Genomic DNA, 25,983 nt, shown 5'->3' with positions numbered 1-25,983 from the left:
CCGCCAGATCGGGTCAGTCCTTGATGCCGGACTGCGTGACGCCCTGGATCAGGTAGCGCTGCAGGAACGCGAAGATCAGGACGAGTGGGAGGATCGACACCGCGACCGCCATGAACAGCTCGTGGATGTTGATGGTCTGCGCGGTGATGAACGTCGACATCGCGACCTGGATGGTCCACGACGACGAGTCCTGCCCGATCACCAGCGGCCACAGGAACGAGTTCCAGTTGCCGATGAACGTGATCGCCGCGATCGCCGCGAAGAACGGCAGCGAGTTCGGGACCACGATCCGCCAGAACACCCCGAAGTACCCGGCGCCGTCGACCCGGGCCGCCTCCTCCAGCTCCCGCGGGAACCCGAGGAAGTACTGCCGGAACAGGAACGCCGCGAACCCGCTGAACAGCGTCGGGATGATCAGACCGCGCAGCGTCGACACCCAGCCGAGCGACGAGACCACGATGAACGACGGGATGAAGGTGACCGCACCCGGGATCATCAGCGTCGCGACGATCGCGTAGAAGATCTTGTCCGCGTGCCGGTACGGGATCCGGGCCAGCCCGTACCCCGCCATCGATGCCAGCAGCAACTGTCCCCCGGTGCCCAGGATCCCGACGACCGCGGAGTTGTAGAGCGCCCGCGCCATCGGGACCTGGGTGTCCTTGAACAGCTCGCCGATGTTCCCCCACTGCAGATGCGACGGGAACAGCGTCCAGGTCTGCGCCGTGATGTCGTTCTCGGTGGACAGCGCGTTGCGCAGGATCAGGTAGAACGGCAGCAGGAACAGCACCACCGCGATGAACAGCGCGACCCAGCGCAGCACCATCCCGACCCGGCCCAGCGTGCTCCGCTGGAACCCGATCGGCTGCGGGGTTCCGGTCGTACGTTCGGCAACAGCCATCAGTCGCCCGCCTTTCCGAAGCCGAACAGCCGGCTCTGCAGCAGCGTCACGATCATGATGATGACCGCCAGGATCAGCGCGCCGGCCGAACCGTGCCCGAGGTCCTGGATCGATCCGAGCGAGATGCCGTACAGGTAGACCAGCGGCGGCCGTGCGTAGTTCACGTTGCCGATCAGGTTGTAGAACTCGTCGAACGCCTGGTACGCCGCGATCAGGTTCAGGATCAGTACGGCCACCGAGGTCGCCCGCAGCTGCGGCAGCGTGATGTAGCGGAACACCTGCCACCCGGGCTTGGCACCGTCCACGTACGCGGCCTCGTACAGGGTCGGCGAGATCCGTTGCAGGCCGGCGATGAACAGGATCATGTAGAACCCGAGCTGCAGCCACAACCGGACCGTGACCAGCGGCAGCCAGTACCACGGCGGTGAGACCGTCGAGAGCCATGCGATCGTGTCGTGGCCGAACCAGCCGAGCACCGTGTTCGCGAGGCCGAACCGGACGCCGTTGAAGATCGACAGCTTCCAGATCAGCGACGCGACGACGTACGAGCACGCGGTCGGCAGGAAGAACACCGACCGGAAGAACGCCCGCGCGATCTTCACCTGGTTGACCAGCAGCGCCAGCAGCAGCGAGAGCACGAACGTCAGCGGCACGATGAACACCGCGAAGATCGTGAACGTGCCCAGGCTGGACAAGAAGTTGTGGTCGGTGAGCATGTCGACGTAGTTGCGGAGCCCGACGAACTTCGACGGCGTCGCGGTGTTGTACGCCTCGAAGAAGCTGAGGACGAAGCTCCAGATGATCGGCAGGTAGGAGAAGATCAGCAGTCCGACCACGAACGGCCCGACGAACACCCAGAACCACAGGGTGGTCCCCTTGATCCCTTTCTGCCCCTTCTTGCTCGCCCGGGCGCCCCGCCGCTCACCAGCGGCAGCGGGGTCCACGGACGTTTTGGCGGTAGCGCTCATCCGAACAACCGCGAGAGCTCGTCGTTGACGGTCTTCTCGGCCTTGGCAATCTCGGCGGCTGGGTCGGCTCCCTTCTTGATGACATTGGTCAGCACGTCGGTGAGGGCCGAGGCCATCTTCGGCGTCCAGGCCGGGTCGTCGGTGAAGCCGTGCTCCTGGGTCAGCTTCACGGTGTCGGCGGCGACACCGCTCTGCAGCTTGGCCGCCTTCGCGGCGAGGCTCTTCCGCGGCGGGATGTGGAAGCCGTAGTTCAGCGACCAGTCCTCCTGGAAGTCTTCCTTGTCGATCCACAGCCACTTGACGAACTTCTTCGCGGCCTCGACGTTCGGGCTCTTCGCGGACACGAACTGCGTCCAGCCGCCCGAGTACACGGCGGGCTTGTTCGACGCGTCCAGCGCCGGGAACGGCATCACGCCGATGTCGTCGTTGAGCGCCTTCTGCATGCCGGGCACCGCCCACATCCCGATCCACTGCATGGCGGTGAGCCCCTGGTTGAGCGCGCCCGGATCGGTCCAGTCGGTCGGCGAACCGAGCAGCACGCTCTTGCTCGCGTACAGCTCGTGCAGCTTCCCGAGCGCCTTGGCGGGACCGTCACCCCCGAAGCCGAATTTGTGGTCGTCGGTCAGCAGCTTGCCGCCACCGGCACGGATCGCAGGCCCACCGAGCGCGTTGCCGCCGTCGTTGCCGACGAAGATGCCCTTCACCTTCTTGGTGGTGAGCTCCTTGGCGGCGGCGATCAGGTCGTCGATGGTCTCCGGCGGCTTGATGCCGGCCTTCTCCAGCAGGGACTTGCGGTAGTAGATGACCTGCGGGTCGACGATCATCCGGATGCCGTAGATCTTGCCGTCCACGGTGTTCGTGGCCAGGTCGCCCGGCAGGAAGTCGTCCTTGACGTCGGCCATGATGTCGTCGAGCGCGACCACCTGGTTGCTCTTCACCATGCCGATGTTCAGCTGGCTCTCGAAGACGTCGGGGCCCTTGTTCGACAGCAGGCCCGAGGAGAGCTTGGTGCCGTAGTCACCCGGTGTCCACTGGACGCTGACGTTCGCGTCGGTGTACGCCTTCGCGTACTTCTGGGCCGCCTGCTGCGTGCCGGTTTCACCGTACTGGTGGTACCACTGCGACAGGTTGACTTTCGAACCACCGCCTCCGCCTCCGGACGACGGGCGGCCGGTATTGCCGCCGCAGGCGGCGGTCAGCGCGGCGAGCGCAGCGAGTCCACCGGTCCGCTTGAGCAGATCGCGCCGGGACAGGCCGGCGATCGGAACATGAGCAGGCATGTATTCCACCTTCCCTACAGGGAACGTCGCAGGGGTACGACGCACGGTTCCGAGGTACTTAACGGCGTTAAGCATCTCCGAGTTCTGGCACACGGTACTGCAGGTCAATCGTTGTAGAAGTGCCAGCACAATGTCTCAAAAGCGCGCCCGGCGCAAGACCGGACGCGCTGTTCTTTGTTTGAACGTGTGTAGTTGGTACCGGCTCGTGATCAGCTGAACAGCTCGCCCGCGGCGGTCTTGCGGAGCAGCAACGCCGGCGGTTCGAAGCGTTCGCCGTAGTTCGTTGCCAGTTCGCGCGACCGTTCCACGAACGCATTCGGTCCGTACGCGTTGACGTACTGCAAGGCACCGCCGTGCAGCGGCGGGAAGCCGATGCCGAAGATCGAGCCGATGTTGGCGTCCGGCACCGAACGCAACACGCCTTCGTCCAGGCATTTCACGGTCTCGAGCGCCATCGCGAACAGCATCCGTTCCTGTACGTCGATCAGCGGAACCGTGCCGCCCTGCGGGAAGTGTTCCCACAATCCGGGCCAGAGCCGCTTCGGCCCGTCGCCCGGATAGTCGTAGAACCCTGCGCCTGCAGCCTTCCCGCGGCGGCCGAACTCGTTCACCATCCGATCGGCGACCGCCATGCCCGGGTGCTCGTCGAACGCCCCGGCGCTGTCGCCGACCGCCCGGGCGGCGTCCCGGATCTTCTGCGGCAGCGTCAACGTGATCTCGTCCAGCATCGCCAGCGGCGGTGCCGGGAACCCGGCCTGGGTCGCGGCGCGCTCGATCAGCACCGGATCGACGCCCTCGGCCACCATCGCCGCGGCCTCCATGATCAGCGTGCCGAACACCCGCGACGTGAAGAACCCACGACTGTCCCCGACCACGATCGGCGTCTTCTTGAGCTGCCGTACGACGTCGTACGCCTGCGCGACCGCGCGATCCGAGGTCTTGCCGCCGACGATCAGCTCGACCAGCGGCATCTTGTCGACCGGCGAGAAGAAGTGCATGCCGACGAAGTCATCCGGGCGGTCGATGCCGTCGGCGAGCGCCGTGATCGGCAGCGTGGAGGTGTTCGAGCAGAGCAGCGCGTCGGGCTCGACGACGCCGGCGATCTCGGCGAACACCTTCTGCTTCAGGCCACCGTCCTCGAAGACCGCCTCGATCACCAGATCGCAACCGGCAAGATCGTTCGGGTCGCCGGTCGGAGTGATCCGGGACAGGAATTGCTCGACGTCTCCGGCCGACAGCCGCCCCTTCGCGACCTGCTTGGCGAGCAGCTTCTCGGAGTACTCCTTACCGCGCGCAGCGGCCTCCAGCGAAACATCTTTGAGCACGACGTCGATCCCGGCCTTCGCACACACGTACGCGATCCCGGCGCCCATCATGCCCGCACCGAGCACGCCGGCCTTCCGGGCCTTGAACGCCGGTACGTCGGCAGGGCGCGACCCGCCCGCGTTGATCGACTGCAGGTCGAAGAAGAACGCCTGGATCATGTTCTTCGCGATCTGCCCGGTGGCGAGTGAGACGAAGTACCGGGACTCGATCCGGGACGCGGTCGCGAAGTCCACCTGACTGCCCTCGACCGCGGCGCTCATGATCGCCCGCGGCGCCGGGTACGGTGCGCCCTTGAGCTGCTTGCGCAGGTTCGCCGGGAAGGCCGGCAGGAACGCGGCCAGCTTCGGCGAGGCCGGCGTACCGCCCGGGATCTTGTAGCCGTCCCGGTCCCAGGGCTGCTTGGCGTCGCCGTCGTAGGTCGTGATCCACCGGCGCGCCGCATCCAGCAGTTCTTCCGCCGGGACCACCTCGTCCACGATCCCGACCGACAACGCGTGCGCGGGCTTCATCCGCTGGCCCTGCAGGAGCACCTTCATCAGCGCGTCCTGCAGACCGAGCATCCGCACCGTACGGGTCACTCCCCCGCCGCCGGGCAGCAGGCCGAGCGTCACCTCGGGCACACCGAGCTCGATACGGTGGTTGTCGGCAACGATCCGGTGATGGCAGGCGAGCGCGATCTCCAGCCCACCGCCGAGCGCCGACCCGTTGATCGCGGCAACGACCGGTACGCCGAGGGTCTCCAGCGTCCGCAGCTGACGCTTGACCTCCTCGACCGTCTCGAACACCTGCGCGGCGTCCGACGGCTGGATCTGCGACAGTTGCTGCAGGTTCCCGCCGGCGAAGAACGTGGACTTCGCGCTGGTCACGATGACGCCCTTGATCAGCGCCTTCTCGGCGGTCAGGCGCTCAACGGTCCGGCCCATCGCCTCGACGTACGCGTCGTTCATCGTGTTCGCCGACGCATCGGGATCGTTCAGCGTCAGCGTGACCACGCCCGCGTCGTTCTTCCACTCGATCATGCCGCAAGCCTCTCGATGATCGTCGCGACGCCCATCCCGCCGCCGACGCACAGGGTGGCCAGTCCGTACCGGAGCTCGCGCCGCTCCAGCTCGTCCAGCAGGGTTCCGATCAGCATCGCGCCGGTCGCGCCGAGCGGGTGCCCGAGCGCGATCGCGCCGCCGTTCACGTTCACCTTCTCGTGCGGTACGCCGAGATCGGACATGAAATGCAGAACCGCGGCCGCGAACGCCTCGTTCATCTCGAAGAGATCGATGTCCGAAGCATCCAGGCCGGCCCGCGCCAGCGCCTTCCGGGCGGCCGGTGCCGGACCGGTCAGCATGATCGTCGGATCGGCGCCGCTGACACCGACCGAGACCACCCGGCCGCGCGGCGCCCGGCCGAGCGCCTCGCCGGCCTTCTCGTTGCCGACAGCAACCAGCGCGGCGCCGTCCACGATCCCGGACGAGTTGCCGGCGTGGTGCACGTGCTCGATCCGCTCGACGGTCAGGTACTTCTCGAGGGCGACCGAGTCGAACCCGCCGTGCTCCCCGATCGCCGCGAAGGACAGCGGCAGACCGGCGAGCGTCTCCACCGACGTACCAGGACGGACCAGCTCGTCGTGGTCCAGGAGCTGCAGCCCGTTGCGATCCCGTACGGGGACGACGGAGCGTCCGAAGTACCCGTTCGCCCATGCCTTCGCGGCGCGGGCGTGCGACTCCGCGGCGTACGCGTCGACGTCGGTCCGGGAGAGTCCGTCGATGGTCGCGATCAGGTCCGCGCTGATGCCCTGCGGGATGAAGCCGGTGTCCAGCGCGGTCTCCGGGTCCATCGCCCAGGCGCCGCCGTCGGAGCCCATCTTGACCCGCGACATCGACTCGACGCCGCCGGCCAGGATGAAGTCCTCCCAGCCGGAACGGACCCGTTGCGCGGCCTGGTTCACGGCTTCCAGACCCGAGGCGCAGAACCGGTTCAGCTGCAGGCCGCCGGTGGTCTCGGGGTAGCCGGCCATCAGTACGGCGGTGCGCGCGATGTCCATGCCCTGGTCGCCGATCGGCGTCACCACCCCGAGCACGACGTCGTCGATGGCGGCCGGATCCAGTTCGGGGTGCCGGGCGCGCAGTTCGGTCAGCAGGCCGGTGATCAGCTGGATCGGCTTGACCTCGTGCAGCGCGCCGGTCGGTTTCCCCTTACCGCGCGGTGTCCGAATCGCGTCGTACAGAAAGGCTTCGGTCATACGGCGATTGTGACAGTTGTGGTGTCACGGTGGTCAAGGGGGACTCGTTATGATCTCCGCCATGTCGGAAGTGGCGGGGGACGCAACACCGGAAGGCGCGGCACTGACGGTCGACGAGCTGTCGGCGCGGGTCGGGATGTCGGTGCGCACGTTGCGCTTCTACGCGGGCCGGGGGCTGATCCCGCCGCCGACGCGGCGCGGGCGCGTCGGGTACTACGGGCCCGAGCACATCGCCCGGCTGGACCTGGTGCGGGAGCTGCAGGCGCACGGGTTCCGGCTGCAGGCGATCGAGGGGTACCTGGACCGGATCCCGACCGACGCGACGCCGCAGGACATCGCGCTGCACCGCACGCTGCTGACACCGTGGATGCGCGATCTGCCGGAGACGCTCGATCGGGCGGCTCTGGTACTGCGTACCGGGCGTGAGCTGAGCGACGACGACATCGAGATGCTCGTCGCGCTCGGAGTGGTCGAGCCGACCCCGGACGAGGACGTGTTCCAGGTGGCGACCGCGCATCTCAGCCTCGGCGTCGAGCTGCTCGACCTGGACCTCCCGGTCGAGGCCGTACAGGACGCGGGCCGGATCTTCACCGAGCACGGCCGCGCGATCGCCGAAGAGCTGACCGAGGTGTTCCGCACCAAGGTCTGGCCGCACTACCGCGACTCCGGCGGCCCGCCCGAGCACATCCAGCAACTCGTCGAACGCTTCAAGCCGGTCACGATCCAGGGCCTCGTGATCGCCTACGAACGAGCCGTCGGCGAAACCCAGCGCGACACCATCCGCCGCACCCAGAACAAGCCGCGTTAGCCGGTCGGGCCGAAGCGCTCCGTCTTCACGGTGGCTGGGTCGTGGCCGGCTGCGACCAGGAGGTCCGCGACCGCCTCGACGAACGGCGTCGGGCCGCATACGTACGTCGTTGCGCCGTCGGCGGGCTTGAACGCGTGCTGCTCGATCACGTCCGCGTCGATCCGGCCTACCCGTGGCTCCCCCGCCGGCGCCTCCCGCGTGTACACGAGTCGTACGTCGACGTCGTCCGACGCGGCGAGCTCCTTGAGGTCCCCGACGTAGATCACCGACTCCGGCCGGCGGACCGAGTACAGCAAGCGCATCGGCGTCGACGTCCCCGCGGACGCCTGCAGCATCGCACGCAGCGGCACGATGCCCGAGCCGCCACCGATCAACTGCACCGGCCCCTGCTGCTCGGGCTGCCACACGAACCAGCCGCCGACCGGCCCGCGGATCTCCAGCGGGTCACCGGCCTTGAGCACGTCGACCAGGTACGGCGAGACCTCGCCCTGCGGGACCTGCTCCACGGTCAGCTCGATCCCGTCACCGCCCCAGGCGGAGGCGACCGAGTACGACCGGGAGGCGCGGTACCCGTCGTCGGCCGTCAGCCGGACGTCGAGGTGCTGACCCGCCAGGTGCCCCGGCCAGTCAGGCACGTCGAGCACGATGGTGCGCGCCGTCTCGGTCTCCCGCCGTACGTCGACGACGGTCGCGACCTGCCAACTCAGTCGCCGGCGTAGCGCTGTTCTTTCCATGGGTCTCCGTACTCGTGGTAGCCGGCGGTCTCCCAGAAACCGAGGTCCTCGGTGTCGGACAGCACCAGGCCGCGGACCCACTTGGCGCTCTTCCAGAAGTAGAGATGCGGGACGAGCAGCCGGGCCGGGCCGCCGTGCTCAGGGTCCAGCGGCTCACCGTCGTACGAGTACGCGATCCAGGACTGCCCGTCGAGCAGGTCCTCGAGCGGCACGTTCGTGGTGTAGCCGCCGTAGCTGTGCGCCATCGCGAAGTCGGCGCCGGTCTCCACGTCGGCGAGCAGCGTGTCCAGCGAGACGCCCTTCCAGGTCGTCTCGAACTTGGACCACCGCGTGACACAGTGGATGTCCTTGGTGATCTCCTCGGCCGGCAACGCCATCAGCGCCGCCCAGTCCCACTTGTGCTTCTCGCCCGTCTCCGTGGTGACCGTGAACTCCCAGTGCTCGGGCAGCACCCGCGGCGTCGGACCCGCCGACAAGACCGGGAACTCGTGCGTCACGTACTGCCCCGGGGGCAGGTTCACGCCGCCCCCGCGCCGCCCGGTGAATCCCGGAGAAACGATACCCATGACGACCTCCCTCACTCCTCAGGGCAGTCAACCACGGAACGCTCAGATTCCCATCGTCCGGCCGATGATTTCCTTCATGATCTCGGTGGTGCCGCCGTAGATGGTCTGGATGCGGGTGTCGAGGTACGCCTTCGCGATCGGGTACTCGGTCATGAACCCGTAGCCGCCGTGCAACTGCAGGCAACGGTCGACGACCTTCTTCTGCAGTTCGGTCGTCCACCACTTCGCCATCGCGGCCTCGGCGACGCTCAGCGTGCCGGCGTTCAGCTCCGCGATGCACCGGTCCACGAACACCCGCGCGATCTGGGTCTCGGTGGCGAGCTCCGCGAGCACGAAGCGGCTGTTCTGGAACGAGCCGATCGGGCGGCCGAACGCCTTGCGGTCCTTCACGTAGCGCAGTGTCTCGTCGAGCATGTTCTCGCACGCGGCCGCGGCGACGACCGCGATCGTGAGCCGCTCCTGCGGGAGTTTCTCCATCAGATAGACGAAGCCCTTGCCTTCCTCGCCGAGCAGGTTCTCCGCAGGGACGCGGACGTCGTCGAAGAACAACTCCGCGGTGTCCTGCGCCTTCAGCCCGATCTTGTCCAGGTTCCGGCCGCGGTCGAAGCCGGGCATCCCGCGTTCGACGACGATCAGCGAGATCCCCTGGGCGCCTGCGTCCGGGTCGGTCTTGGCGACCACGATCACCAGGTCGGCGAGGATCCCGTTCGAGATGAACGTCTTCTGCCCGTTCAGTACGTAGTGGTCACCGTCGCGCCGCGCCGTGGTCTGGATGCCCTGCAGGTCACTGCCGGCGCCGGGCTCGGTCATCGCGATCGCGGTGATCGTCTCCCCCGAACAGAACGCGGGCAGCCAGCGCTTCTGCTGCTCGTCGCTCGCATAATCCAGCAGGTACGCCGAGTTGATGTCGGTGTGGATCGTGAACCCGACGCCGCTCGCCCGGACCTTGGTGAGTTCCTCGATCAGTACGGTGTTGAACCGGAAGTCCCGCGCCCCGCCACCGCCGTACTCCTCCGGCATCATGAACCCGAGCAGCCCCGCGGTACCGGCCGCCGTCCACAACGAGCGCGGGACGATGCCGGCCTCCTCCCAGCTGTCGTGGTGCGGGACGATCTCCTTCGCGCAGAACGCCCGGGCGGTCTCCCGGAAGGCGTCGTGATCGGCGTCGAAGAGCTGACGTTCCACGGGCGGTACCTCTCTCAGATCTGGATGGCGGCGCCGGACGCGAGCAAGGCGTCGAGGTCGGTGATGCCCCAGTCGGCGAGCGCCTCCCGGGTGTGTTCTCCCGGCCCCGCGGGCGGCCGGCCGAGGCTGGTCGGCGTCCGGCCGAAGCGCGGCGCTGGTGCCGCCTGCCGGACGCCGTGGTGCTCGACAAAGGTGCCGCGGGCAACGAGATGCGGATGGTCGCCGGCCAGCGGCAGCACCGGCTCGACGCAGGCGTCCGACCCGTCGAACAGCTCGGTCCACTCGGCCTGCGTACGCTGCCGGAACGTCTCGGTCAGCACCTTGCGCAGCTCCGGCCACTGCGCCGGGTCGTTGCGATCCGGTACGTCGACGCCGAGCTTCTCGACCAGTTCCGCGTAGAACTGCGGCTCGATCGCTCCGACCGCGACGTGTTTGCCGTCCGCGGTCTCGTACACGTCGTAGAACGGCGCTCCGGTGTCGAGGAGGTTCGTGCCGCGCTCCTGACGCCAGGAACCGGCCGCGAGCGCGCCGAGCAGCATCGTCGTCAGGTGCGCCGAGCCGTCCACGATCGCCGCGTCGACGACCTGGCCCTGACCGCTGCGCTGCGCCTCGTTGAGCGCCGCGAGGACGCCGATGACGAGGTACAGCGAGCCGCCCGCGAAGTCGCCGAGCAGATTCGCCGGCACCTGTGGCGGCCCACCCGCGCGTCCGATCAGGTGCAGCGCGCCCGACACTGCCAGGTAGTCGATGTCGTGCCCCGCCGCCTGCGCCAGCGGTCCGTCCTGCCCCCAGCCGGTCATCCGCCCGTACACGAGCCGCGGGTTGACCGCGTGGCAGTCCTCAGGCCCTAACCCGAGCCGCTCCGCCACCCCGGGCCGGAATCCTTCCACCAGTACGTCGGCCTGCTCAACGAGCCGGCGTACGACGTCAACGGCCGCGGGCTGCTTGAGGTCCAGCGCCGTACTCCGGCGGCCGCGGTTGACCAGGTCGAGTTCGGGCGGACCCATCGAGAGCCCGCCGCCGGGACGGTCGATCCGGAGCACGTCGGCGCCGAGCTCCGCGAGCAGCATGCAGGCGAACGGCGCCGGGCCGATCCCGGCCAGCTCGACCACCTTCACACCCTCGAGTGGACCCATGCCGCCCATTGTGACAGTTTCACTGTCACAATGGTCAACTTCGGCCTCAAGTGAGCTTGCGCACCCCAGCCAATGCGGTCAGCGGCAGCACCACCAGGAGCGCGAGCACCACGGCCAGGCCGGTCGAGAGCAGCGCCTCGTCACCCTCCAGGTGGCCGAGGTGGAAGAAGAAGTGCGGCCCGGCGTACGCGAGGAACGCCACCAGCGCGATCACCGTCAGGAACCGGTCCAGCCGGATCGCGGCCGCCGTCAGGACGATCCCGAGCCCGAGGCTCGCGCCGCCGAAGTCGTGGAACAGGTGGTCGCTGTACGGGGGCGTCCAGTTCACCGTCGGCACGTGGTCGTAGAACGTCTTCGGCACGATCGACAGCCACAACCCGAGCAGCACCTCGAATGCGGCGAGGATGATCAGCACGGTCCGTACGTACGTCCTCATCGCAGGTACTCCGCGAAGGTGCTCCGCCCGTACTCCGGCCCGTCGACCGTCAACGCACCGGCGGCCAAGGCACCGAACATCTTGCCCGGCAGGCGGACCGGCAGCACCGCGCGGTGCGTCGACCTGGCCTGCTTCCACAGCCGCGCCAGCTCGACAGCGGGCGTACGTTCCGGACCGCCGATGTCGTCGACGCGGCCGTTCACCGGCGGCCGGCCCACGAGCTCGGCGAGCCGGACCGCGACGTCCTCGACCGCGATCGGCTGCAGCATGATCGCCGGGGCGAGCAGCGCCGGCAGGAAGCGCTGCGCGCCGAAGACCTGGTCGACGAGATTGTGGAACTGGGTCGCGCGCAGGATCGTGTACGGCACGCCCGACTCGGCGACCAACTGTTCGCCCTCGAGCTTGGACCGGTAGTACGACAGCGAAATGCGGTCGATGCCCGCGATCGACATCACGATCAGGTGCCGTACGCCCGCGCCGGCCGCGAGCAGGTTGCGGGTCTGGGCGACGTCCCCGCGTCCGCCGCTGGTGGCCAGATGCACGACGACGTCGGACCCGTCGACGGCCGCGGCGAGCCCTTCGCCGGTGCTGAGGTCGGCGACGGCGCGGCCGGGGCCGGGCTTGCGGCTGAGTACCCGGACCTGATGGTCATCGGCCCGGAGCCGGGTCACGGTCGGTTTGCCGAGGGTGCCGGTTCCGCCGGTGACGAGGATGGAGGTCATTCGCTGGTTTCCTTTCGGTCACCAACTCAGATCGGACAGCCCGTCGATGTGTGACAACTGCTCGGTCGCGAACGCCAACTTGTCCGGGTTCATCACGAACTGGACGTCGGTCACGCCGTCCGGACCGATCCCCAGGAAGCAGATCGCGACCACCACACCGTCGGGTCCGGCCGCCACGAGCGCCGGGCCACCGTTCGCCTCCGCCGGGTACATGTCGAGGTCGCCGCCGAACCGTTCGAGCCCGCCGGACAGGTAGCGCGCGACCCGGTTCCGGCCGGTCAGTACGTTGCGCGCCGCCGACACCTTGCCGCCGCTGTCGGCGCGCGACACCACGTCCGCGGCGAGCAGTTGCTCCAGCTCCTCGATCTCCCCCAGTCGTGCGGCCGCGAGGAACCGTTCGACCAGCTTGCGCCAGCCTGCCCGGTCGACCGGCTGCTCACGATGCGGCCCGCTGTCCCGCTCGGGTGCCAGCTTCTTCCCGGCCCGCGACGACAGTTGCCGTGCGTTCGCCTCCGAGGTCCCGATCAGTTCGGCCACCTCGCGGTACCCGTACGCGAAGGCCTCGTGCAGCACGTACGCGGCCCGCTCGGCCGGGGTGAGCCGCTCGAGCATCAGCAGCAGCGCGAACGAGACCGACTCCCGCTCCGCGACCACGTCCAACGGGCCCAGCGCATCGAACTCGGAGCGCCCGGTCAGTACGGGCTCCGGCAGCCACTCCCCGACGTACGTCTCGCGCCGCGCCCGCGCCGAGGTGAGCTGCTTGATCGAGAGGTTCGTGACGATCTTCGCCAGATAGGCGTCCGGGTTCCGCACCGTCGTCTTGTCGGCCTCCTGCCAGCGCAGCCAGGTGTCCTGGAGGATCTCCTCGGCGTCGGTCGCGGTGCCCATCATCCGGTACGCGATCCCGAACAGCCGGCCGCGCAGCCGCTCGAAGTCCTCGAGATCAGCCGTGTCATTCATGCCGGAACGTCTCCGCCGCGCGCTGGATCTGCGTGAAGTACTCCGACCAGCCGGCATCGTCGAGCATGCCCGCGTCCTGGCCACCCTGCCCGTCGATCAACTCCCGGACGATGTCCGCGTGACCGGCGTGGTGCGCGGTCTCGTCGACGACGCGGACGAGCAGCGCGCCGAACGTCGTACTGCGCTTGCCCTCGGGCCAGTGCGGCACCTCGGCCGGGTGCTCCAGGTCCAGCTCGGCGATCGAGCGATCGCTGTGCGCGCAGGCCTCGCGATAGAGACCGGTGACGTACTCGGTCGACTCCTCCGGCTTCGCCCACATGTCGGCGCCTTCCCACACCGAACCGTCCGCCTCCCACGGCAGTACGTCGGCCGGCGGGCGACCCACGCTCGTCCCGAGGTAGACGTACTCGATGCCGGTCAGGTGCTTGACCAGCCCGAGCAGGTTCGTCCCGGACGGCACGAGCGGCCGGCGCCGGTCGTACTCGCCGAGGCCGTCGAGCTTCGCGAGCAGCAACGCCCGGGTCGCCTGGAGATACTCCTGCAGCACGGTCTTCACGGCGCTCCCGGTGGGACGAAGGGGACGGTCGGTGCGCCGTGCTCGATGATCTGCAGCAGCGCGGCGGTGTCGGCGTACTCGTCGATCATGTCGGCCAGCCGGTCCAGCCGGTCCTCGCGCAGCCCCGCGAACGACACCGACCCGTCCGGCGCCGGCTTCCCGGTCAGCCCGGCGACCTCACGCAGAAACGCATGCCGCGCAGCATCGTCATCCAGCAACCCGTGCCAGATCGTCCCCCACACATTTCGTACCTGGCAGCCGCCCGGAAACTCCCCGGCATCGCCGGTGACCGTGACGACGCCGTGGTGGATCTCGTACGCGGTCCGCGTGGGCCGCGCCAGCACCTTCTCCCTGGCGAAGGTCGTTGCGACGGGCAACAACCCGAGACCTGGGTGATCGCCCCCCGTCTCGACCCCGTCCGGATCGGAGACCAGCGATCCGAGCGCCTGGTATCCGCCACAAATTCCCAGTACCGGAAGGCCGTTGGCAACCCGAGCCTGCAGGGCGTCGGCCAGGCCGTTGGCGCGCAGCCAGGCGAGGTCGGCGACCGTGGCGCGTGAACCGGGAAGAACGACCAGGTCCGCGTCGCGCACTTCGGCCGGGCTGGTGGTGAAGAAGACGCTGTTCGTCGGTTCGGCCGCCAGCGCGTCCAGATCGGTGAAGTTGCTGATCCGCGGGAACCGCACCACCGCGATCGTCAGCACCTCGTCCGACGACGCCCGCCGTACGGGGATGTCGAGCGCGTCCTCGGAGTCCAGCCACAGCTCCGGAAGCCACGGCAGCACGCCGTACGTGGGCCGGCCGGTCACCTTGGCGAGCATGTCGATGCCGGGCTGCAGCAACGACACGTCACCGCGGAACTTGTTCACCAGGAACCCGCTGATCAGCGCCTGGTCCGCCGCGTCCAGCAGCGCGACCGTACCGAACATCGACGCGAACACTCCCCCGCGGTCGATGTCGCCGACCACGACCACCGGCGCCCTCGTGTGCTGCGCGAGGCCCATGTTCACGTAGTCGGACTGCCGCAGGTTGATCTCCGCGGGGCTGCCCGCACCCTCGCTGATCACCACGTCGTACCGGGACGCGAGATCGTCGTACGCCGCGAACGCCGCCTTCGCCAGCTCCACACGCTCGGTGAGGAAGCCGCGGGCCGACAGCTCGCCCCACGGCTCCCCCATCAGCACGACGTGGCTGCGCCGATCGCTGCCCGGCTTGAGCAGCACCGGATTCATCGCGGCCTCGGGTTCGGCGCCCGCGGCAACAGCCTGGATCCACTGCGCGCGGCCGATCTCGGTGCCGTCGCCGCAGACCATCGAGTTGTTCGACATGTTCTGCGCCTTGTACGGCGCGACCCTGACGCCCTGCCGCGCCAGCCAGCGGCACAGCCCGGTGACGACGGTCGTCTTGCCGGCGTCGGACGTCGTACCGGCGATCAGCAGAGAGCCCACGCAGTGATCTTAGGGTTCGTTCTGCTGATCGGGCTGCTCGCCCTGCTCCGCCTCCGGCTTGACCGGGGTGATCCGCCGCCCCTGCGCGTCGGTGCTCGGCAGTCGCGGCGCGGTCCCCTGGAAGCGGGTGCTGCCGATCTTGCCGGTCGCCGACAACGGCTTGGCGACGTTCTCCAGCGACTGTCCTTCCGCGTCCACGCCGAAGAACCACGCGATCACACCACCGGCCAGCATCACGGCAGCGCCGATGATGTAGCCGACCGTCAGCGGGCCGCGGGCCGGGTTGTCACCCTCACCGATCAGCGACGCGAACAGGTACGGCGCGATCACGCCACCGGTCAGCTGCGAGATCGCGAAGAAGAACGAGATCGCCTGGCCGCGGAGCTCGATCGGGAAGATCTCGCTCACCGTCAGGTACGCCGACGATGCGCCCGCCGAGGCGAAGAAGAACACCACGCACCACATCAGCGTCAGCGTCGCCGCGTTCAGCGAGCCGGCGTTGAACAGCAGCGCCGTGATGAACAGCACCACCGCCGAGACGGAGTACGTCGCGAGGATCATCCGGCGCCGGCCGATGGTGTCGAAGAAGTGCCCGAGCAGCAGCGGGCCGGCCAGGTTGCCGATCGCGAACGGGAAGAAGTAGATAGCGATGCTCGAGTCGTTCAGGCCGAAGTACGACTTCAGCACCAGTGCGTAGGTGAAGAAGATCGCGTTGTACAGGAACGCCTGGGTGACCATCATCGAGAAGCCGAGGAACGAGCGGCTGCGGTAGTCGCGGAGCATCACCCGGGCGATCTCGCGGTACGTCACCGGCGGGTAGTCGACCAGCTCGATCGCCTCGTCGTCGCGGACCTCGCGCAGTTCGCCGCCCTGCCGCCGGACGGTCTCCTCGATCTCGTCGACGGTCCGCTCGGCCTCCTCGACCCGGCCGTGGGTCATCAGCCAGCGCGGGCTCTCCGGGATGTGCCGACGCAGGTAGATGATGAACAGGCCCATCACCGGACCGATCAGGAAGCACAGCCGCCAGCCCCACTCGATCGGGACGATGTCCTTGTTCAGGAAGACCAGCGCGACGGCCGACCCGATCAGCGCGCCGCCCCAGTACGTGCCGTTCACGCCGATGTCGACGCGGCCGCGGTACTTCGACGGGATCAGCTCGTCGATCGCGGAGTTGATCGCGGCGTACTCACCGCCGATTCCCATCCCGGCGATGAACCGGAAGACGAGCAGCGAGCCGATGTCCCAGGACAGGCCGGCCGCGCCGGATGCGATCAGGTAGACGAGCAGCGTGACGATGAACAGGTTGCGCCGTCCGAGCCGGTCGGTCAGTCGGCCGAACACGAGCGCGCCGACGACCTCACCACCCAGGTAGATCGAGGCCATCAGCCCGACCTGCGCGGTCGTGAGATGCAGGGTCTCGGGTTCCTTCAGCACGTTCCCGACCAGCGAGACGAGCTGGATCTCCAGGCCGTCGAGGATCCAGGAGACCCCGAGGCCGACGACGATCATCCAATGGAACCTGGTCCACGGCAGCCGGTCCATCCTGGCCGGCACCAGACTCGGTATCGCCTTGCCGTGCTCCAGCGCGTGCTCGTTGCTCATCGGTGCTCCTCCCGGCCGGTGCTCTCGAAAGCCCCAACGCCGGTACCCCAGGAGTGAGGAAGTCAAAACCCTGCGTCACGCTCGCTAGAGTGGCGGGCATGGAGAATGAGATCACTGTCGTCGATGTCAAGGAGCGCAGCCGGTACGAGGCGCACGACGCGGACGGCACCTTGATGGGCTTCGTCGACTACCGCCTGCACCCGGACGTGATCACGTTCCTGCACGCCGAGACGCTGCCCGAGTTCCGCGGCCGTGGCGTGGCCGGGACGATCGCCACCAGGTCCCTGGACGACGCCCGCGACGCGGGTCTCCAGGTGCAGCCGGCCTGCCCGTTCTACCAGAGCTTCCTCGAGGAGCACACCGAGTACGCCGACCTGGTGAAGGCGGCGCGGCAGTGACCGCCCCGATCATGGGCAAGCTCGAGTGGAAGGCCGCGGCCGACGTACCGGAGCTGCTCGCCGCGCCGGTACGGGACGCCCTCGGCGACCTGGACGCGTACGCGGCCCCGATCGACGCGGAGCTCGCCGACACCGCAGCGTTCTGCGCGGAGTACGACGTACCGATGGCGGCCTCGGCGAACTGTGTGATCGTGCTCGGCAAGCGCGCGGGCGAGGAGTCGCACGCCGCCGTACTGGTGCTCGCCACCGACCGCGCCGACGTGAACGGCGTGATCCGCAAGCACCTCGGCGTCCGGAAGATCTCGTTCGCCGCCCAGGACGACGCGGTCGGCCGTACCGGCATGGAGTACGGCGGCATCACGCCGATCGGTCTGCCCGCCGACTGGCCGGTCCTCGTCGACGAGGCGGTCGTCCGCGCCGGCCAGGTGGTGATCGGCAGCGGCATCCGCGGCTCGAAGATCGTCGTCGACGCCGACGAGCTGGCCAAGTTGCCATCAGCAACGGTCCTGGACCTCGCCCAGCACTGAGCCGGGCCGGCGGTCACCGCCTTGTCAAGCATCTCGGCGCGCCGAGCGCCGAACGGGCGGTAATGGTGGACAAGCGGTAGGCTCACCCGCTGAAATGGGTGCGTGGTGGGTTGTGGGTCAAGGTGAGTGAGCAGGCAACGGTGAGCGGCGGCGAGGGCGGTCCGACCGCGCTCCGGATCATGCTCGGTGGGCAGCTGCGGCGGATGCGCGAGTCCGCCGGGTTCAGTCGTGCCGACGCGGGCTGGCGGATCCGCGCGTCGGAGTCCAAGGTCAGCCGGATGGAGCTCGGCCGGGTCGGGTTCAAGGAGCGCGACGTCAGCGACCTGCTCGAGCTGTACGGGATGGGCGACGAGGACGAGCGCGCCCGCCTGATGGAGCTGGCCACCGCCGCGAACAACCCCGGCTGGTGGTCCCGGTACGGCGATGTCCTGCCGTCCTGGTTCGCGAACTACGTCGGCCTCGAGCTCGCCGCCGCCCTGATCCGGACGTACGAGCTGATGTTCGTCCCCGGGCTGTTGCAGACCGAGGACTACGCGCGCGCCGTCGTCCAGCAGGGCAAGGCGTTCCTCCCCGAGGAGGAGGTCGAGCAGCGGGTCGCGATGCGGATGGACCGGCAGCAGATCCTCACCCGGCCGAATCCGGCCAAGCTCTGGGTGGTCATCGACGAGGCCGTGCTGCACCGGCCGCTCGGGGGCCCGGCCGTGATGCAGGCCCAGATCGAGCACCTGATCGAGTGGTCCCGGCGGCCGAACGTCACGCTCCAGGTGATGCCGTTCGCCGCCGCCGGCGGCTGCTCCGGCGCGAGCGGCGCGTTCACGCTGATGCGGTTCGCGGACAAGGACCTGCCGGACGTCGTCTACATCGAGCACGCGTCCAGCGCGCTGTACCTGGACAAGTCCGAAGAGGTCGACGAGTACGTCGCGATCATGGAGACCCTGACCATCTCGGCCGACCCGATCTCCACCACCGAGACCCTCCTCCGAGAGGCCCTCGCCCGCGTCTAGTCAGCCGTTCAGGCGACCTTGAGGTCGACCTTGATGTTGCCGCGGGTGGCGTTGGAGTACGGGCAGACCTCGTGCGCCTTCGCGACCAGGTCCTCGGCGGCGGCGCGGTCGTCGATGCCCGGCAGGGTGACGACCAGGGCGACCTCGAGGCCGAAGCCGGCGCCGCCGTTGATCGGGCCGATGCCGACCTCGGCGGTGACCGTCGAGCCGTCCGCGTCCTGACGGGTCTTGCGCGCCACGAGCTTCAGCGCGCTGTGGAAGCAGGCCGCGTACCCGGCCGCGAACAGCTGCTCCGGGTTGGTGCCGTTGCCGTCGCCGCCCATCTCGGCCGGCGGCGCGACGGTCACGTCGAGCCTGCCGTCGTCGGTGGCAACCTTGCCGTCCCGGCCGCCGTTCGCGGTGGCGCGGGCGGTGTAAACAACCTTCTCAACAGGAATCGTCATAGCTGGTATCTCCTCAGCGGGTGGGGTCGAGCAGGAGCTTGCCGACGGTGCGGCGGGCTCGCATGTCTTCATGGGCGGTCGCCACGCCGGACAGCGGGTACTCACCGCCGACGATCGGGCGGAGCTTTCCGCTCGCGGTCAGGTCGAACAGCTCGGCGAGCGGTCCGCCGAGCGACTGCGGGTCCGCGAAGCAGTCGGCGAGCCAGAACCCGGCGACCGTCTTCGAACCCTTCATCAGCCGGCTCGGGTCGAGCGGCGCGGCCGCCTGCCGGGACGCCGCACCGAACGTGACCAGCCGGCCGAAGCGGGCCAGGGCATCGAACGACTCGTCGAACGTCGGACCGCCGACCATCTCGAGCACGACGTCGACACGCTTGCCGCCGTTCGCCTCGAGGATCCGGTCCTTCAGGCCTTCCGGCGTACCGTCGATGGCCGCGTCCGCGCCGAGCTCGAGCACCTGCTGGCGCTTCTCCTCGGTGGAGGCGGTCGCGATCACCCGGCCGGCGCCCCAGAGCTTCGCGAGCTGCACGGCGAGCGATCCGACACCGCCGGCGCCGGCATGCACGAGCACCGACTCCCCCGGCTGCAGGTGCGTCGACGTCTTCAGCAGGTGCCACGCGGTGGTCCCCTGCAGTACGAGAGCGAGCGCCTGACCGTCGGTGACACCTTCCGGAACATCCCAGGCGTACGGCGCGTGGGCCACGGCCTGCTCGGCGTACCCACCGGAACCGACCAGGGCGACCACGCGGCGGCCGTCCGCGGTTCGTCCGACGACCTCACCGCCCGGAATCAGCGGCAGCTCGGTCTTCGACAGGTAGCTGTTCTCGACCTGGTGCGTGTCCGCGTAGTTGATACCCGCGCGGTCGACCGTGATCAGGACCTGGCCGTCGCCGGCGACCGGCTCCGCGACGTCGCTGACCTTGAGGACCTCGGGTCCGCCGAACTCGGTGATCTGAATGGCTCGCATACCTCGTACTATACCCCGTACTGTACGCTGTACGTTAGGAACATCGGAGGGAGGTGGGTCACAGATGGCGCGGACACCGCGGAACACCTTGAGCGCCGATCTGATCGTGCGGACCGCGCTCGACCTGATGGAGGCCAAGGGCACCGACGCGTTCAGCCTGCGCGGCGTCGCGGCCGAGCTGGGCGTCGGCCCGATGGCCCTCTACACCTACTTCCGGAACAAGGACGACCTGTACGACGCGGTCCGCGATCACCTGATGTCGCTGCTGCCCGTCGTACCGCCGGATGCGTCGTGGCAGGACCAGGTGCGGTCGGTATGCCGTTCGCTGCGGCTGCTGATGCTCCAGCACCCTTGCCTTGCGCAACTACTTGCCGGCCGCCCGTTGAGCGGGCACGAAACGGCGCGGGTCGCGGAGGGTCTGCTCGGCGTACTGCGATCGGCCGGGTTCGACGCGGAGACGGCGGCGCGGACCCACACGACGCTGTTCACGTACGCACTCGGGTCGACCTCGTGGGAGATCCAGATGGCGGCCGAGCGGCGCGATCCCGAGGCGTGGCGGCGGTTGCGGGCCTCGATGGAGTCGTTGTCGGCGCGCGAGTTCCCGTCGGTCGTGGAACTGGCGCCGGAGCTGGCCCGCACCACAGGCGGAGACGAGCAGTTCGACTACGGCCTGGACCTCTTGCTAGCCGGCCTGACCCAACGCTGACCCTTCGAACACCGACTTCGCCTCTATCTTCTTTTCTTTCCCTCAGAACACCATGGTGACGATGGCAACGACGCCTATGCAGACGATCAGCGCACGGAGAGCGATCGGGGGAAGCCGACGGCCGTAGCGGGCGCCGAGGAAGCCGCCGATCGTGGAGCCGACCGCGATCAGCACCGCGACCAGCCAGTCGATGTCGTGCACGATCACGAACAGGATCGCGGCGACCGTGTTCACGGCCGTCGCCAGCACGTTCTTCAGCCCGTTCATCCGCTGCAGGTTCGAGTCCATGCCGAGACCGAGGACCGCCATCAGCAGCACGCCTTGCGCGGCCCCGAAGTACCCGCCGTAGACACCGGTCGCGAAGACGGCCGGGATCACCCACCAGGCGCCCCGGTGCAGATGTGACGGCGCGCTGATCCACTTCGAAAGCCACGGCTGGAGTGCGACCAGCAGACAGCCGAGCAGGATCAGCACCGGCACCACGGCATGGAACGCGGAGTCCGGCGTGGTGAGCAGCAGTACTCCCCCGAGGATGCCGCCGATCACCGAGGCCGGTACCAGGCGCAGCATCCGGCCGCGCTGTCCTTCGAGCTCCCGGCGGTACCCGATCGCACCCGCCGCGGCCCCCGGCGCCAGGCCGACCGTGTTGCTGACGTTCGCCAGGACCGGCGGAACGCCGATGGCAAGCAGGGCGGGGAACGTGAGCAGCGTGCCCGACCCCACCACAGCGTTGATCGTTCCCGCGCCCATCCCCGCCAGCAGGACGAACACCGCCTCGAACCATGTCATCGCTAAGAGACTTTACGCATCGCTCCCAACGACCGCAGAACTGTCCGGCGGTTGAACATCCCGACCTTGTGCATGAGATCCGTACGCCGAGCGTTCGGCGGCCCGGATCTGGTGCACAAAGTGGCCTGCAAGCAAACAGCCCGCCCGGGTTCCCGGGCGGGCTGTGCATGGTGCTGGCCGCGTGGTGCTGGCCGCGTGGTGCTGGCCGCGTGGTGTGGGCCGCGTGGTGCGGTTACCGCTGCGGCGGTTCCGGCGCCGGCGGCTCGGCGGCCGGCGGCTGCTGCTGGCTCGTCGGTGCCGGCGGCGGGACCGACGGCATGCTCGGAGCGGCTTGACCGCGAGTGCTGACCGCGGCGGACTCGGCGGCAGCGATCGCCTCGCGGACCGCGTTGTCGGCCTCGGCGACGGCGGCCGGTGCGGCGGCGCTGTCGATCTCCGGGACCTGGCCGTTGTCGAGCTGCGGCGCCTCCCAGTTGCCCTCGGCCTGCTGCGCGATGCCGGCCACCTGGCCGACCGCGGAGCCGAGACCCTTGAGCGCGTCGCCGATCTCGCTCGGCACGATCCAGAGCTTGTTCGCGTCGCCCTGGGCGATCGACGGCAGCATCTGCAGGTACTGGTAGGCGAGCAGACCCTGGTCGGGCTTGCCGGCGTGGATCGCGTTGAAGACCGTGGTGATGGCCTGCGCCTCACCCTGTGCCTTCAGGATCCGGGCCTGCCGCTCGGCCTCGGCACGCAGGATGCGGGACTGCTTGTCACCCTCGGCGGTCAGGATCGCGGACTGCTTCTGGCCCTCGGCGGAAAGGACGGCCGACTGCCGCATACCTTCCGCGGTGAGGATCGCGGCGCGCTTGTCGCGGTCCGCGCGCATCTGCTTCTCCATCGAGTCCTGGATCGAGGGCGGCGGGTCGATCGAGCGGAGCTCGACCCGGTTGACCCGGATGCCCCACTTGCCGGTCGCCTCGTCCAGTACGTACCGGAGCTTCTCGTTGATCTCCTCGCGGGAGGTCAGCGTCTGCTCCAGGTCCATGCCACCGATGATGTTCCGCAGCGTGGTCATGGTCAGCTGCTCGATGGCCTGGATGTAGTTGGAGATCTCGTACGTCGCCCGCACCGGGTCGTTCACCTGGAAGTAGATGACGGAGTCGATCGACACCATCAGGTTGTCCTCGGTGATGACACCCTGCGGCGGGAACGCGACCACCTGCTCGCGCATGTCGATGGTGTAACGGACCTTGTCGACGAACGGGGTCAGCAGGTTCAGGCCCGGCTGCAGGCCGGTCTTGAACTTCCCGAACCGCTCGACGATGCCGACGGTCTGCTGCTGCACCACCCGGACGGACTTCACCAAGGTCACGATCACCACCAGGGCGACCAGTGCCAGGACTATGAGGAACGCGGTCACTCGACCCTCCACTCGAACGATCGGACGGACAATCTGCCGCCGTACTCCGACACTACTGCGAGTAGGGGACCACTCAACGCTCAGGACTGCGGCGGGTCCTGCGGTTTCGGCGGCTCGGAGCCCTCGAGCTCGTGGTGCAGCGGGTCGCTGACCGGATACACGACCGCGGTCGCGCCGTCGATCTTCATCACCTCGACGCGGGTCCCGGGCGCGATCGTCGACACCTCGTCGTACGGACTGGCGGTCCAGAGCTCACCGCCGAGCCGGATCGAGCCGCCGCCGTCGGGATGGATCTCCTTGACCACGACGCCGGTCCGGCCGATCACATGCGCCGAACCGGTCTTCAGCTCCTGGCCGTGATGGATCTTGCGGACGATCATCGGCCGGATCGCGCCGAGCATCGCGGCCGCGGTGATCAGCGCGACGACGATCTGCAGCCAGAGCAGTCCCGGCAAGAACGCCGCCACCCCGGCCGCGGTGAGCGCGCCGGCGGCCAGCATCAGCAACGTGAAGTCGAGGGAGGCCAACTCGGCCAGACCGAGGACGGCGGCGATCGTCAGCCACGCCGCCCACATGTTGTCCCGCAGCCAATCCATCATTTCCCAAGCCTATCCACCTTCGGAGGTCCCAGCAGATGTTCGACGCGTCACCACCCCCGCCGGATCCCCCACCCACCCATCTCCCACCCCCACCAACTCCCCCACCCGGCCACACTCCCCAACCACTCCCGCACTCCCCAACCAACCCCGCGCTCCCCGGCCACCGCCCCACTCCCCGGGCACCGCCGCGCCCCGCACCACCCGCGCCCCGCACCACCCGCGGCCCCGCACCACCCGCGGCCCCGCACCACCCCGCACTCCCCAGCCACCGCCCCACTCCCCGGCCGCCGCCGCGCCCGACCTCCCCGCTCCGGCCCCGCGGCCCCAACCCCATTTCCCTGGCAGACCCATCAAAACCGGGGTTCTACACCGTGGTTACGAGTGCAGAACCCCGCATTTGATGGGTCTGCCAGCCAAATTCCTGGGTCTGCCAGGCAAATGAGGGCGGCGCCGCGGAGCGGGCGAGCGCGGGGGTGGTGCGGGGCGCGGATGGTGCCGGGCACGGGCGGCGCGGGGCGCGGGGGTGTGGGGTGGGTTAGAGGGCTCGGGCTGTGTAGCGGGCGTCTTCGTGGGTGAGGGTCAGGGCCAGGTCGAAGGTTTCGCTGAGGGTTTCGGCGGTGAGGGCCTGGTCCATCGGGCCGGCGGCGACGACACGGCCCTGCTTGAGCAGCAGGGCGTGGGTGAAGCCGGGCGGGATCTCCTCGACATGGTGGGTGACGAGCACCATCGCGGGCGCTCCGGCGGCGGTCGCGATCGAGCTCAGCGAGCGGACCAACTGTTCGCGACCCGTAAGGTCCAGGCCTGCGGCGGGCTCGTCCATCAGCATCAGCTCGGGGTCGGTCATCAGCGCACGGGCGATCTGCACCCGCTTGCGCTCCCCCTCGGACAGGGTGCCGAACGTACGGTCCGCGAGGTGGGCGATACCGAGCTCGCTCAGCAGTGCGGCGGCCCGCTCGTGGTCGAGCTCGTCGTACTCCTCGATCCAGCGACCGAGGACCGCGTACGAGGCCGACACGACGACGTCGGAGACCCGCTCGCTCTTCGGTAGCCGGTCCGCGAGCGCGGCACTGGTCAGCCCGATCCGCGGCCGCAGCTCGAACACGTCGACCGCGCCGAGCACGTCACCGAGCAGCCCGGCAACGCCGGCCGTCGGATGCACCTGGGCGGCGAGGATCTGCAGCAGCGTGGTCTTGCCGGCACCGTTCGGCCCGATGACCACCCAGCGATCGGCCTCGTCGATCGTCCAGTCGATCCCGTCGAGCAGGCGCGCGTCTCCCCGGACGACCGTCACCCCGGCCAGCTCCACCACTGCAGTCATGGACAAAACCTAAGGGGTCGCCGTTCGCGACCGGCTGCCGGGTGGTGCGAGAATCACGGTCGTGCTGACGACCTCCGCCTCGGTCCGGTTCACGGTCTGGACCAACGCGATGCTGACCGGCGCCTGCGATCCCGACACCGCCGCGGAGAAGATCCTCGGCGACGACGTCGGTCACCACATCGCGGGCCTGGCCGGGCATCCCGAGCCGGCCACGCTGCCGGTCGCCCTCAACCTGCTCCGCGCCGCGGGCACCCGGCAGGCGCACCTCGCGCTGCCCGTCCCCGGCGACCCGATCGGTCTGGCCGGTCCACCCACGTTCAACGAGGCCGCGCTGGAGATCGGCGAGGCGGTCGTCCTGACCGGGCCTGAGCTCGGACTGGTTCCGTCGTACGTCGGTCCGTCGGTGCAATGGTCCGTACTGCCGGCGGCGAGCCCGCGGCCGGCCGACTTCGGAGAGGCGGATCGTGGTCTGCGGATGGCGCTGATCGATGCGGCCGAGTCGCTGGCCGCTCTCGAGGTGGCGAAGTGGAAGCCGGAGGTCGCGGATGCGCTGATCGACATCCGCAAGATCGGGCGCGGGTCCGGCGACGAGCTTGCCCCCGGCTACGAGCCGCGCGCGGTGAAGGCCGCCGCGACCGCGCGGCGCTGCCTGGCGATCGCCGACGCCGCGCTCGAGGACGACGGTGCCGCGGTCACCGGCGCCGAGGCCGACGCCCGCCGCCGAGCCCTCCTGGACCTGGCCACCGCCGCCCGCCGAGCCCTAGTCGCAGCCTGCGCCCCACCCATCCACGCCTGAGCAGCAGCGTCCTGCCCCACCCGACCACCCCTAAGTAGCAGCCCGCCCCACCGACCACGCTTAAGTGGCAGCCGGGCCCTGCCCGGCCGGGGCTCAGCGGTGCCGCCGGGGCGCGCCGTGCACGGTGGGTCAGGACATCGTCCGGGGGCGGTGCACACGAAATAACCTGTGCACAC

27 protein-coding genes are annotated in these 25,983 nt (G+C 69.0%); 6 read left to right on the top strand and 21 right to left on the bottom strand.

Annotated elements, in window-relative coordinates; all coding sequences use genetic code 11:
* Positions 1 to 13: 13 nt before the first annotated feature.
* The 5 genes from ACGFI6_RS17370 to ACGFI6_RS17350 all read right to left on the bottom strand — a co-directional run bounded on the left by ACGFI6_RS17370 (position 14) and on the right by ACGFI6_RS17350 (position 6,705).
* On the bottom strand, positions 14 to 898 hold the full coding sequence (locus ACGFI6_RS17370) for a carbohydrate ABC transporter permease (protein WP_393119535.1): 885 nt from the start codon (positions 896 to 898) through the stop codon (positions 14 to 16).
* Positions 898 to 1,866 carry a carbohydrate ABC transporter permease gene (locus ACGFI6_RS17365; RefSeq protein ID WP_393119533.1) on the bottom strand — a complete coding sequence of 323 codons (969 nt, stop codon included), beginning with the start codon at positions 1,864 to 1,866 and terminating at the stop codon, positions 898 to 900. The genes ACGFI6_RS17370 and ACGFI6_RS17365 overlap by 1 nt, the downstream gene beginning before the upstream one ends.
* Positions 1,863 to 3,146 carry an ABC transporter substrate-binding protein gene (locus ACGFI6_RS17360; RefSeq protein ID WP_393119531.1) on the bottom strand — a complete coding sequence of 428 codons (1,284 nt, stop codon included), beginning with the start codon at positions 3,144 to 3,146 and terminating at the stop codon, positions 1,863 to 1,865. Before ACGFI6_RS17360 ends, ACGFI6_RS17365 begins: the two co-directional genes overlap by 4 nt.
* Before the next feature lie 209 nt (positions 3,147 to 3,355).
* Positions 3,356 to 5,491 carry a 3-hydroxyacyl-CoA dehydrogenase NAD-binding domain-containing protein gene (locus ACGFI6_RS17355; protein ID WP_393119529.1) on the bottom strand — a complete coding sequence of 712 codons (2,136 nt, stop codon included), beginning with the start codon at positions 5,489 to 5,491 and terminating at the stop codon, positions 3,356 to 3,358.
* Positions 5,488 to 6,705 (bottom strand): acetyl-CoA C-acetyltransferase, encoded by a 1,218-nt coding sequence (locus ACGFI6_RS17350; RefSeq protein ID WP_393119527.1) that lies wholly within the window; start codon positions 6,703 to 6,705, stop codon positions 5,488 to 5,490. The genes ACGFI6_RS17355 and ACGFI6_RS17350 overlap by 4 nt, the downstream gene beginning before the upstream one ends.
* A 61-nt stretch (positions 6,706 to 6,766) precedes the next feature.
* On the opposite strand from ACGFI6_RS17350, the gene ACGFI6_RS17345 reads away from it, so the two are divergent.
* Positions 6,767 to 7,513, top strand: coding sequence for a MerR family transcriptional regulator (locus ACGFI6_RS17345; protein WP_393119525.1), 747 nt, complete (start codon positions 6,767 to 6,769; stop codon positions 7,511 to 7,513).
* On the opposite strand, the gene ACGFI6_RS17340 is transcribed toward ACGFI6_RS17345, so the two are convergent.
* The 10 genes from ACGFI6_RS17340 to ACGFI6_RS17295 are packed head-to-tail and all read right to left on the bottom strand — an operon-like array spanning position 7,510 to position 16,858.
* Positions 7,510 to 8,247, bottom strand: coding sequence for a ferredoxin reductase (locus tag ACGFI6_RS17340; RefSeq protein ID WP_393119523.1), 738 nt, complete (start codon positions 8,245 to 8,247; stop codon positions 7,510 to 7,512). The genes ACGFI6_RS17345 and ACGFI6_RS17340 overlap by 4 nt on opposite strands.
* Entirely contained in the window at positions 8,217 to 8,813 is a 597-nt protein-coding gene (locus tag ACGFI6_RS17335) for a sulfite oxidase-like oxidoreductase (RefSeq protein WP_393119521.1), read from the bottom strand. Before ACGFI6_RS17335 ends, ACGFI6_RS17340 begins: the two co-directional genes overlap by 31 nt.
* 42 nt (positions 8,814 to 8,855) lie before the next feature.
* Entirely contained in the window at positions 8,856 to 9,998 is a 1,143-nt protein-coding gene (locus ACGFI6_RS17330) for an acyl-CoA dehydrogenase family protein (RefSeq protein ID WP_393119519.1), read from the bottom strand.
* A gap of 14 nt (positions 9,999 to 10,012) precedes the next feature.
* On the bottom strand, positions 10,013 to 11,134 hold the full coding sequence (locus tag ACGFI6_RS17325) for a CaiB/BaiF CoA transferase family protein (RefSeq protein WP_393119517.1): 1,122 nt from the start codon (positions 11,132 to 11,134) through the stop codon (positions 10,013 to 10,015).
* A gap of 46 nt (positions 11,135 to 11,180) precedes the next feature.
* Entirely contained in the window at positions 11,181 to 11,570 is a 390-nt protein-coding gene (locus tag ACGFI6_RS17320; protein ID WP_393119515.1) for a hypothetical protein, read from the bottom strand.
* Complete coding sequence (locus ACGFI6_RS17315; RefSeq protein WP_393119513.1) at positions 11,567 to 12,292, bottom strand: SDR family oxidoreductase; 726 nt, start codon at positions 12,290 to 12,292, stop codon at positions 11,567 to 11,569. The genes ACGFI6_RS17320 and ACGFI6_RS17315 overlap by 4 nt, the downstream gene beginning before the upstream one ends.
* A gap of 18 nt (positions 12,293 to 12,310) precedes the next feature.
* Positions 12,311 to 13,252, bottom strand: coding sequence for an RNA polymerase sigma factor SigJ (gene sigJ, locus ACGFI6_RS17310; RefSeq protein WP_393119511.1), 942 nt, complete (start codon positions 13,250 to 13,252; stop codon positions 12,311 to 12,313).
* Positions 13,245 to 13,808 carry a DinB family protein gene (locus tag ACGFI6_RS17305; RefSeq protein WP_393119509.1) on the bottom strand — a complete coding sequence of 188 codons (564 nt, stop codon included), beginning with the start codon at positions 13,806 to 13,808 and terminating at the stop codon, positions 13,245 to 13,247. Before ACGFI6_RS17305 ends, sigJ begins: the two co-directional genes overlap by 8 nt.
* Positions 13,805 to 15,256 (bottom strand): cobyric acid synthase, encoded by a 1,452-nt coding sequence (locus ACGFI6_RS17300; RefSeq protein WP_393119507.1) that lies wholly within the window; start codon positions 15,254 to 15,256, stop codon positions 13,805 to 13,807. Before ACGFI6_RS17300 ends, ACGFI6_RS17305 begins: the two co-directional genes overlap by 4 nt.
* 9 nt (positions 15,257 to 15,265) lie before the next feature.
* Entirely contained in the window at positions 15,266 to 16,858 is a 1,593-nt protein-coding gene (locus tag ACGFI6_RS17295) for an MFS transporter (protein ID WP_393119505.1), read from the bottom strand.
* A gap of 98 nt (positions 16,859 to 16,956) precedes the next feature.
* Here ACGFI6_RS17295 and ACGFI6_RS17290 point away from each other — a divergent pair, with 98 nt between their 5' ends.
* The 3 genes from ACGFI6_RS17290 (at position 16,957) to ACGFI6_RS17280 (ending at position 18,787) form a co-directional block, all read left to right on the top strand.
* Positions 16,957 to 17,256, top strand: a complete 300-nt coding sequence (locus ACGFI6_RS17290; protein WP_393119504.1) for a GNAT family N-acetyltransferase — start codon at positions 16,957 to 16,959, stop codon at positions 17,254 to 17,256.
* A complete protein-coding gene (locus ACGFI6_RS17285; RefSeq protein WP_393119502.1) occupies positions 17,253 to 17,783 on the top strand; it encodes a YbaK/EbsC family protein in 531 nt (176 codons plus the stop codon). Before ACGFI6_RS17290 ends, ACGFI6_RS17285 begins: the two co-directional genes overlap by 4 nt.
* A gap of 179 nt (positions 17,784 to 17,962) precedes the next feature.
* Positions 17,963 to 18,787, top strand: a complete 825-nt coding sequence (locus ACGFI6_RS17280; RefSeq protein WP_393119754.1) for a helix-turn-helix domain-containing protein — start codon at positions 17,963 to 17,965, stop codon at positions 18,785 to 18,787.
* Positions 18,788 to 18,795: 8 nt separating this feature from the next.
* Here ACGFI6_RS17280 and ACGFI6_RS17275 read toward each other — a convergent pair whose 3' ends face one another.
* Both ACGFI6_RS17275 and ACGFI6_RS17270 read right to left on the bottom strand, forming a co-directional pair.
* Positions 18,796 to 19,230: an organic hydroperoxide resistance protein gene (locus ACGFI6_RS17275; protein WP_393119500.1), complete on the bottom strand. Its 435-nt coding sequence runs from the start codon at positions 19,228 to 19,230 to the stop codon at positions 18,796 to 18,798.
* A gap of 13 nt (positions 19,231 to 19,243) precedes the next feature.
* Positions 19,244 to 20,197, bottom strand: coding sequence for a zinc-binding alcohol dehydrogenase family protein (locus ACGFI6_RS17270; protein ID WP_393119498.1), 954 nt, complete (start codon positions 20,195 to 20,197; stop codon positions 19,244 to 19,246).
* 64 nt (positions 20,198 to 20,261) lie between these two features.
* Between ACGFI6_RS17270 and ACGFI6_RS17265 the strand changes: the two genes are divergently transcribed.
* Complete coding sequence (locus tag ACGFI6_RS17265) at positions 20,262 to 20,903, top strand: TetR/AcrR family transcriptional regulator (RefSeq protein ID WP_393119496.1); 642 nt, start codon at positions 20,262 to 20,264, stop codon at positions 20,901 to 20,903.
* 42 nt (positions 20,904 to 20,945) lie between these two features.
* On the opposite strand, the gene ACGFI6_RS17260 is transcribed toward ACGFI6_RS17265, so the two are convergent.
* From ACGFI6_RS17260 to ACGFI6_RS17245, 4 genes are all read right to left on the bottom strand, one after another.
* Positions 20,946 to 21,692, bottom strand: coding sequence for a sulfite exporter TauE/SafE family protein (locus tag ACGFI6_RS17260; RefSeq protein ID WP_393119494.1), 747 nt, complete (start codon positions 21,690 to 21,692; stop codon positions 20,946 to 20,948).
* Between the two features lie 232 nt (positions 21,693 to 21,924).
* On the bottom strand, positions 21,925 to 23,094 hold the full coding sequence (locus ACGFI6_RS17255; RefSeq protein WP_393119493.1) for an SPFH domain-containing protein: 1,170 nt from the start codon (positions 23,092 to 23,094) through the stop codon (positions 21,925 to 21,927).
* 80 nt (positions 23,095 to 23,174) lie between these two features.
* Positions 23,175 to 23,693: an NfeD family protein gene (locus tag ACGFI6_RS17250; protein ID WP_393119491.1), complete on the bottom strand. Its 519-nt coding sequence runs from the start codon at positions 23,691 to 23,693 to the stop codon at positions 23,175 to 23,177.
* A 535-nt stretch (positions 23,694 to 24,228) separates the two neighbouring features.
* Positions 24,229 to 25,011, bottom strand: coding sequence for an ABC transporter ATP-binding protein (locus tag ACGFI6_RS17245; RefSeq protein ID WP_393119489.1), 783 nt, complete (start codon positions 25,009 to 25,011; stop codon positions 24,229 to 24,231).
* A 61-nt stretch (positions 25,012 to 25,072) separates the two neighbouring features.
* Here ACGFI6_RS17245 and ACGFI6_RS17240 point away from each other — a divergent pair, with 61 nt between their 5' ends.
* Positions 25,073 to 25,807 (top strand): hypothetical protein, encoded by a 735-nt coding sequence (locus ACGFI6_RS17240; RefSeq protein ID WP_393119487.1) that lies wholly within the window; start codon positions 25,073 to 25,075, stop codon positions 25,805 to 25,807.
* The last annotated feature ends 176 nt before the right edge of the window (positions 25,808 to 25,983 follow it).

Origin of the sequence: Kribbella sp. NPDC048928 (genome assembly GCF_043197975.1) — a bacterium.
Taxonomy (GTDB): domain Bacteria; phylum Actinomycetota; class Actinomycetes; order Propionibacteriales; family Kribbellaceae; genus Kribbella.
The sequence above is the reverse complement of the archived record's forward strand: the minus strand, read 5'-3'. Positions and strand labels throughout refer to the sequence as shown.

Bases quoted from the DNA above. Each gene is read 5' to 3' on its own strand.
- ACGFI6_RS17370 (WP_393119535.1), bottom strand. From the start codon at position 898: ATGGCTGTTGCCGAACGTACGACCGGAACCCCGCAGCCGATCGGGTTC.
- ACGFI6_RS17365 (WP_393119533.1), bottom strand. From the start codon at position 1,866: ATGAGCGCTACCGCCAAAACGTCCGTGGACCCCGCTGCCGCTGGTGAG.
- ACGFI6_RS17360 (WP_393119531.1), bottom strand. From the start codon at position 3,146: ATGCCTGCTCATGTTCCGATCGCCGGCCTGTCCCGGCGCGATCTGCTC.
- ACGFI6_RS17355 (WP_393119529.1), bottom strand. From the start codon at position 5,491: ATGATCGAGTGGAAGAACGACGCGGGCGTGGTCACGCTGACGCTGAAC.
- ACGFI6_RS17350 (WP_393119527.1), bottom strand. From the start codon at position 6,705: ATGACCGAAGCCTTTCTGTACGACGCGATTCGGACACCGCGCGGTAAG.
- ACGFI6_RS17345 (WP_393119525.1), top strand. From the start codon at position 6,767: ATGTCGGAAGTGGCGGGGGACGCAACACCGGAAGGCGCGGCACTGACG.
- ACGFI6_RS17340 (WP_393119523.1), bottom strand. From the start codon at position 8,247: ATGGAAAGAACAGCGCTACGCCGGCGACTGAGTTGGCAGGTCGCGACC.
- ACGFI6_RS17335 (WP_393119521.1), bottom strand. From the start codon at position 8,813: ATGGGTATCGTTTCTCCGGGATTCACCGGGCGGCGCGGGGGCGGCGTG.
- ACGFI6_RS17325 (WP_393119517.1), bottom strand. From the start codon at position 11,134: ATGGGTCCACTCGAGGGTGTGAAGGTGGTCGAGCTGGCCGGGATCGGC.
- ACGFI6_RS17320 (WP_393119515.1), bottom strand. From the start codon at position 11,570: ATGAGGACGTACGTACGGACCGTGCTGATCATCCTCGCCGCATTCGAG.
- ACGFI6_RS17315 (WP_393119513.1), bottom strand. From the start codon at position 12,292: ATGACCTCCATCCTCGTCACCGGCGGAACCGGCACCCTCGGCAAACCG.
- sigJ (WP_393119511.1), bottom strand. From the start codon at position 13,252: ATGAATGACACGGCTGATCTCGAGGACTTCGAGCGGCTGCGCGGCCGG.
- ACGFI6_RS17295 (WP_393119505.1), bottom strand. From the start codon at position 16,858: ATGAGCAACGAGCACGCGCTGGAGCACGGCAAGGCGATACCGAGTCTG.
- ACGFI6_RS17290 (WP_393119504.1), top strand. From the start codon at position 16,957: ATGGAGAATGAGATCACTGTCGTCGATGTCAAGGAGCGCAGCCGGTAC.
- ACGFI6_RS17280 (WP_393119754.1), top strand. From the start codon at position 17,963: ATGCTCGGTGGGCAGCTGCGGCGGATGCGCGAGTCCGCCGGGTTCAGT.
- ACGFI6_RS17275 (WP_393119500.1), bottom strand. From the start codon at position 19,230: ATGACGATTCCTGTTGAGAAGGTTGTTTACACCGCCCGCGCCACCGCG.
- ACGFI6_RS17270 (WP_393119498.1), bottom strand. From the start codon at position 20,197: ATGCGAGCCATTCAGATCACCGAGTTCGGCGGACCCGAGGTCCTCAAG.
- ACGFI6_RS17265 (WP_393119496.1), top strand. From the start codon at position 20,262: ATGGCGCGGACACCGCGGAACACCTTGAGCGCCGATCTGATCGTGCGG.
- ACGFI6_RS17260 (WP_393119494.1), bottom strand. From the start codon at position 21,692: ATGACATGGTTCGAGGCGGTGTTCGTCCTGCTGGCGGGGATGGGCGCG.
- ACGFI6_RS17250 (WP_393119491.1), bottom strand. From the start codon at position 23,693: ATGATGGATTGGCTGCGGGACAACATGTGGGCGGCGTGGCTGACGATC.
- ACGFI6_RS17245 (WP_393119489.1), bottom strand. From the start codon at position 25,011: ATGACTGCAGTGGTGGAGCTGGCCGGGGTGACGGTCGTCCGGGGAGAC.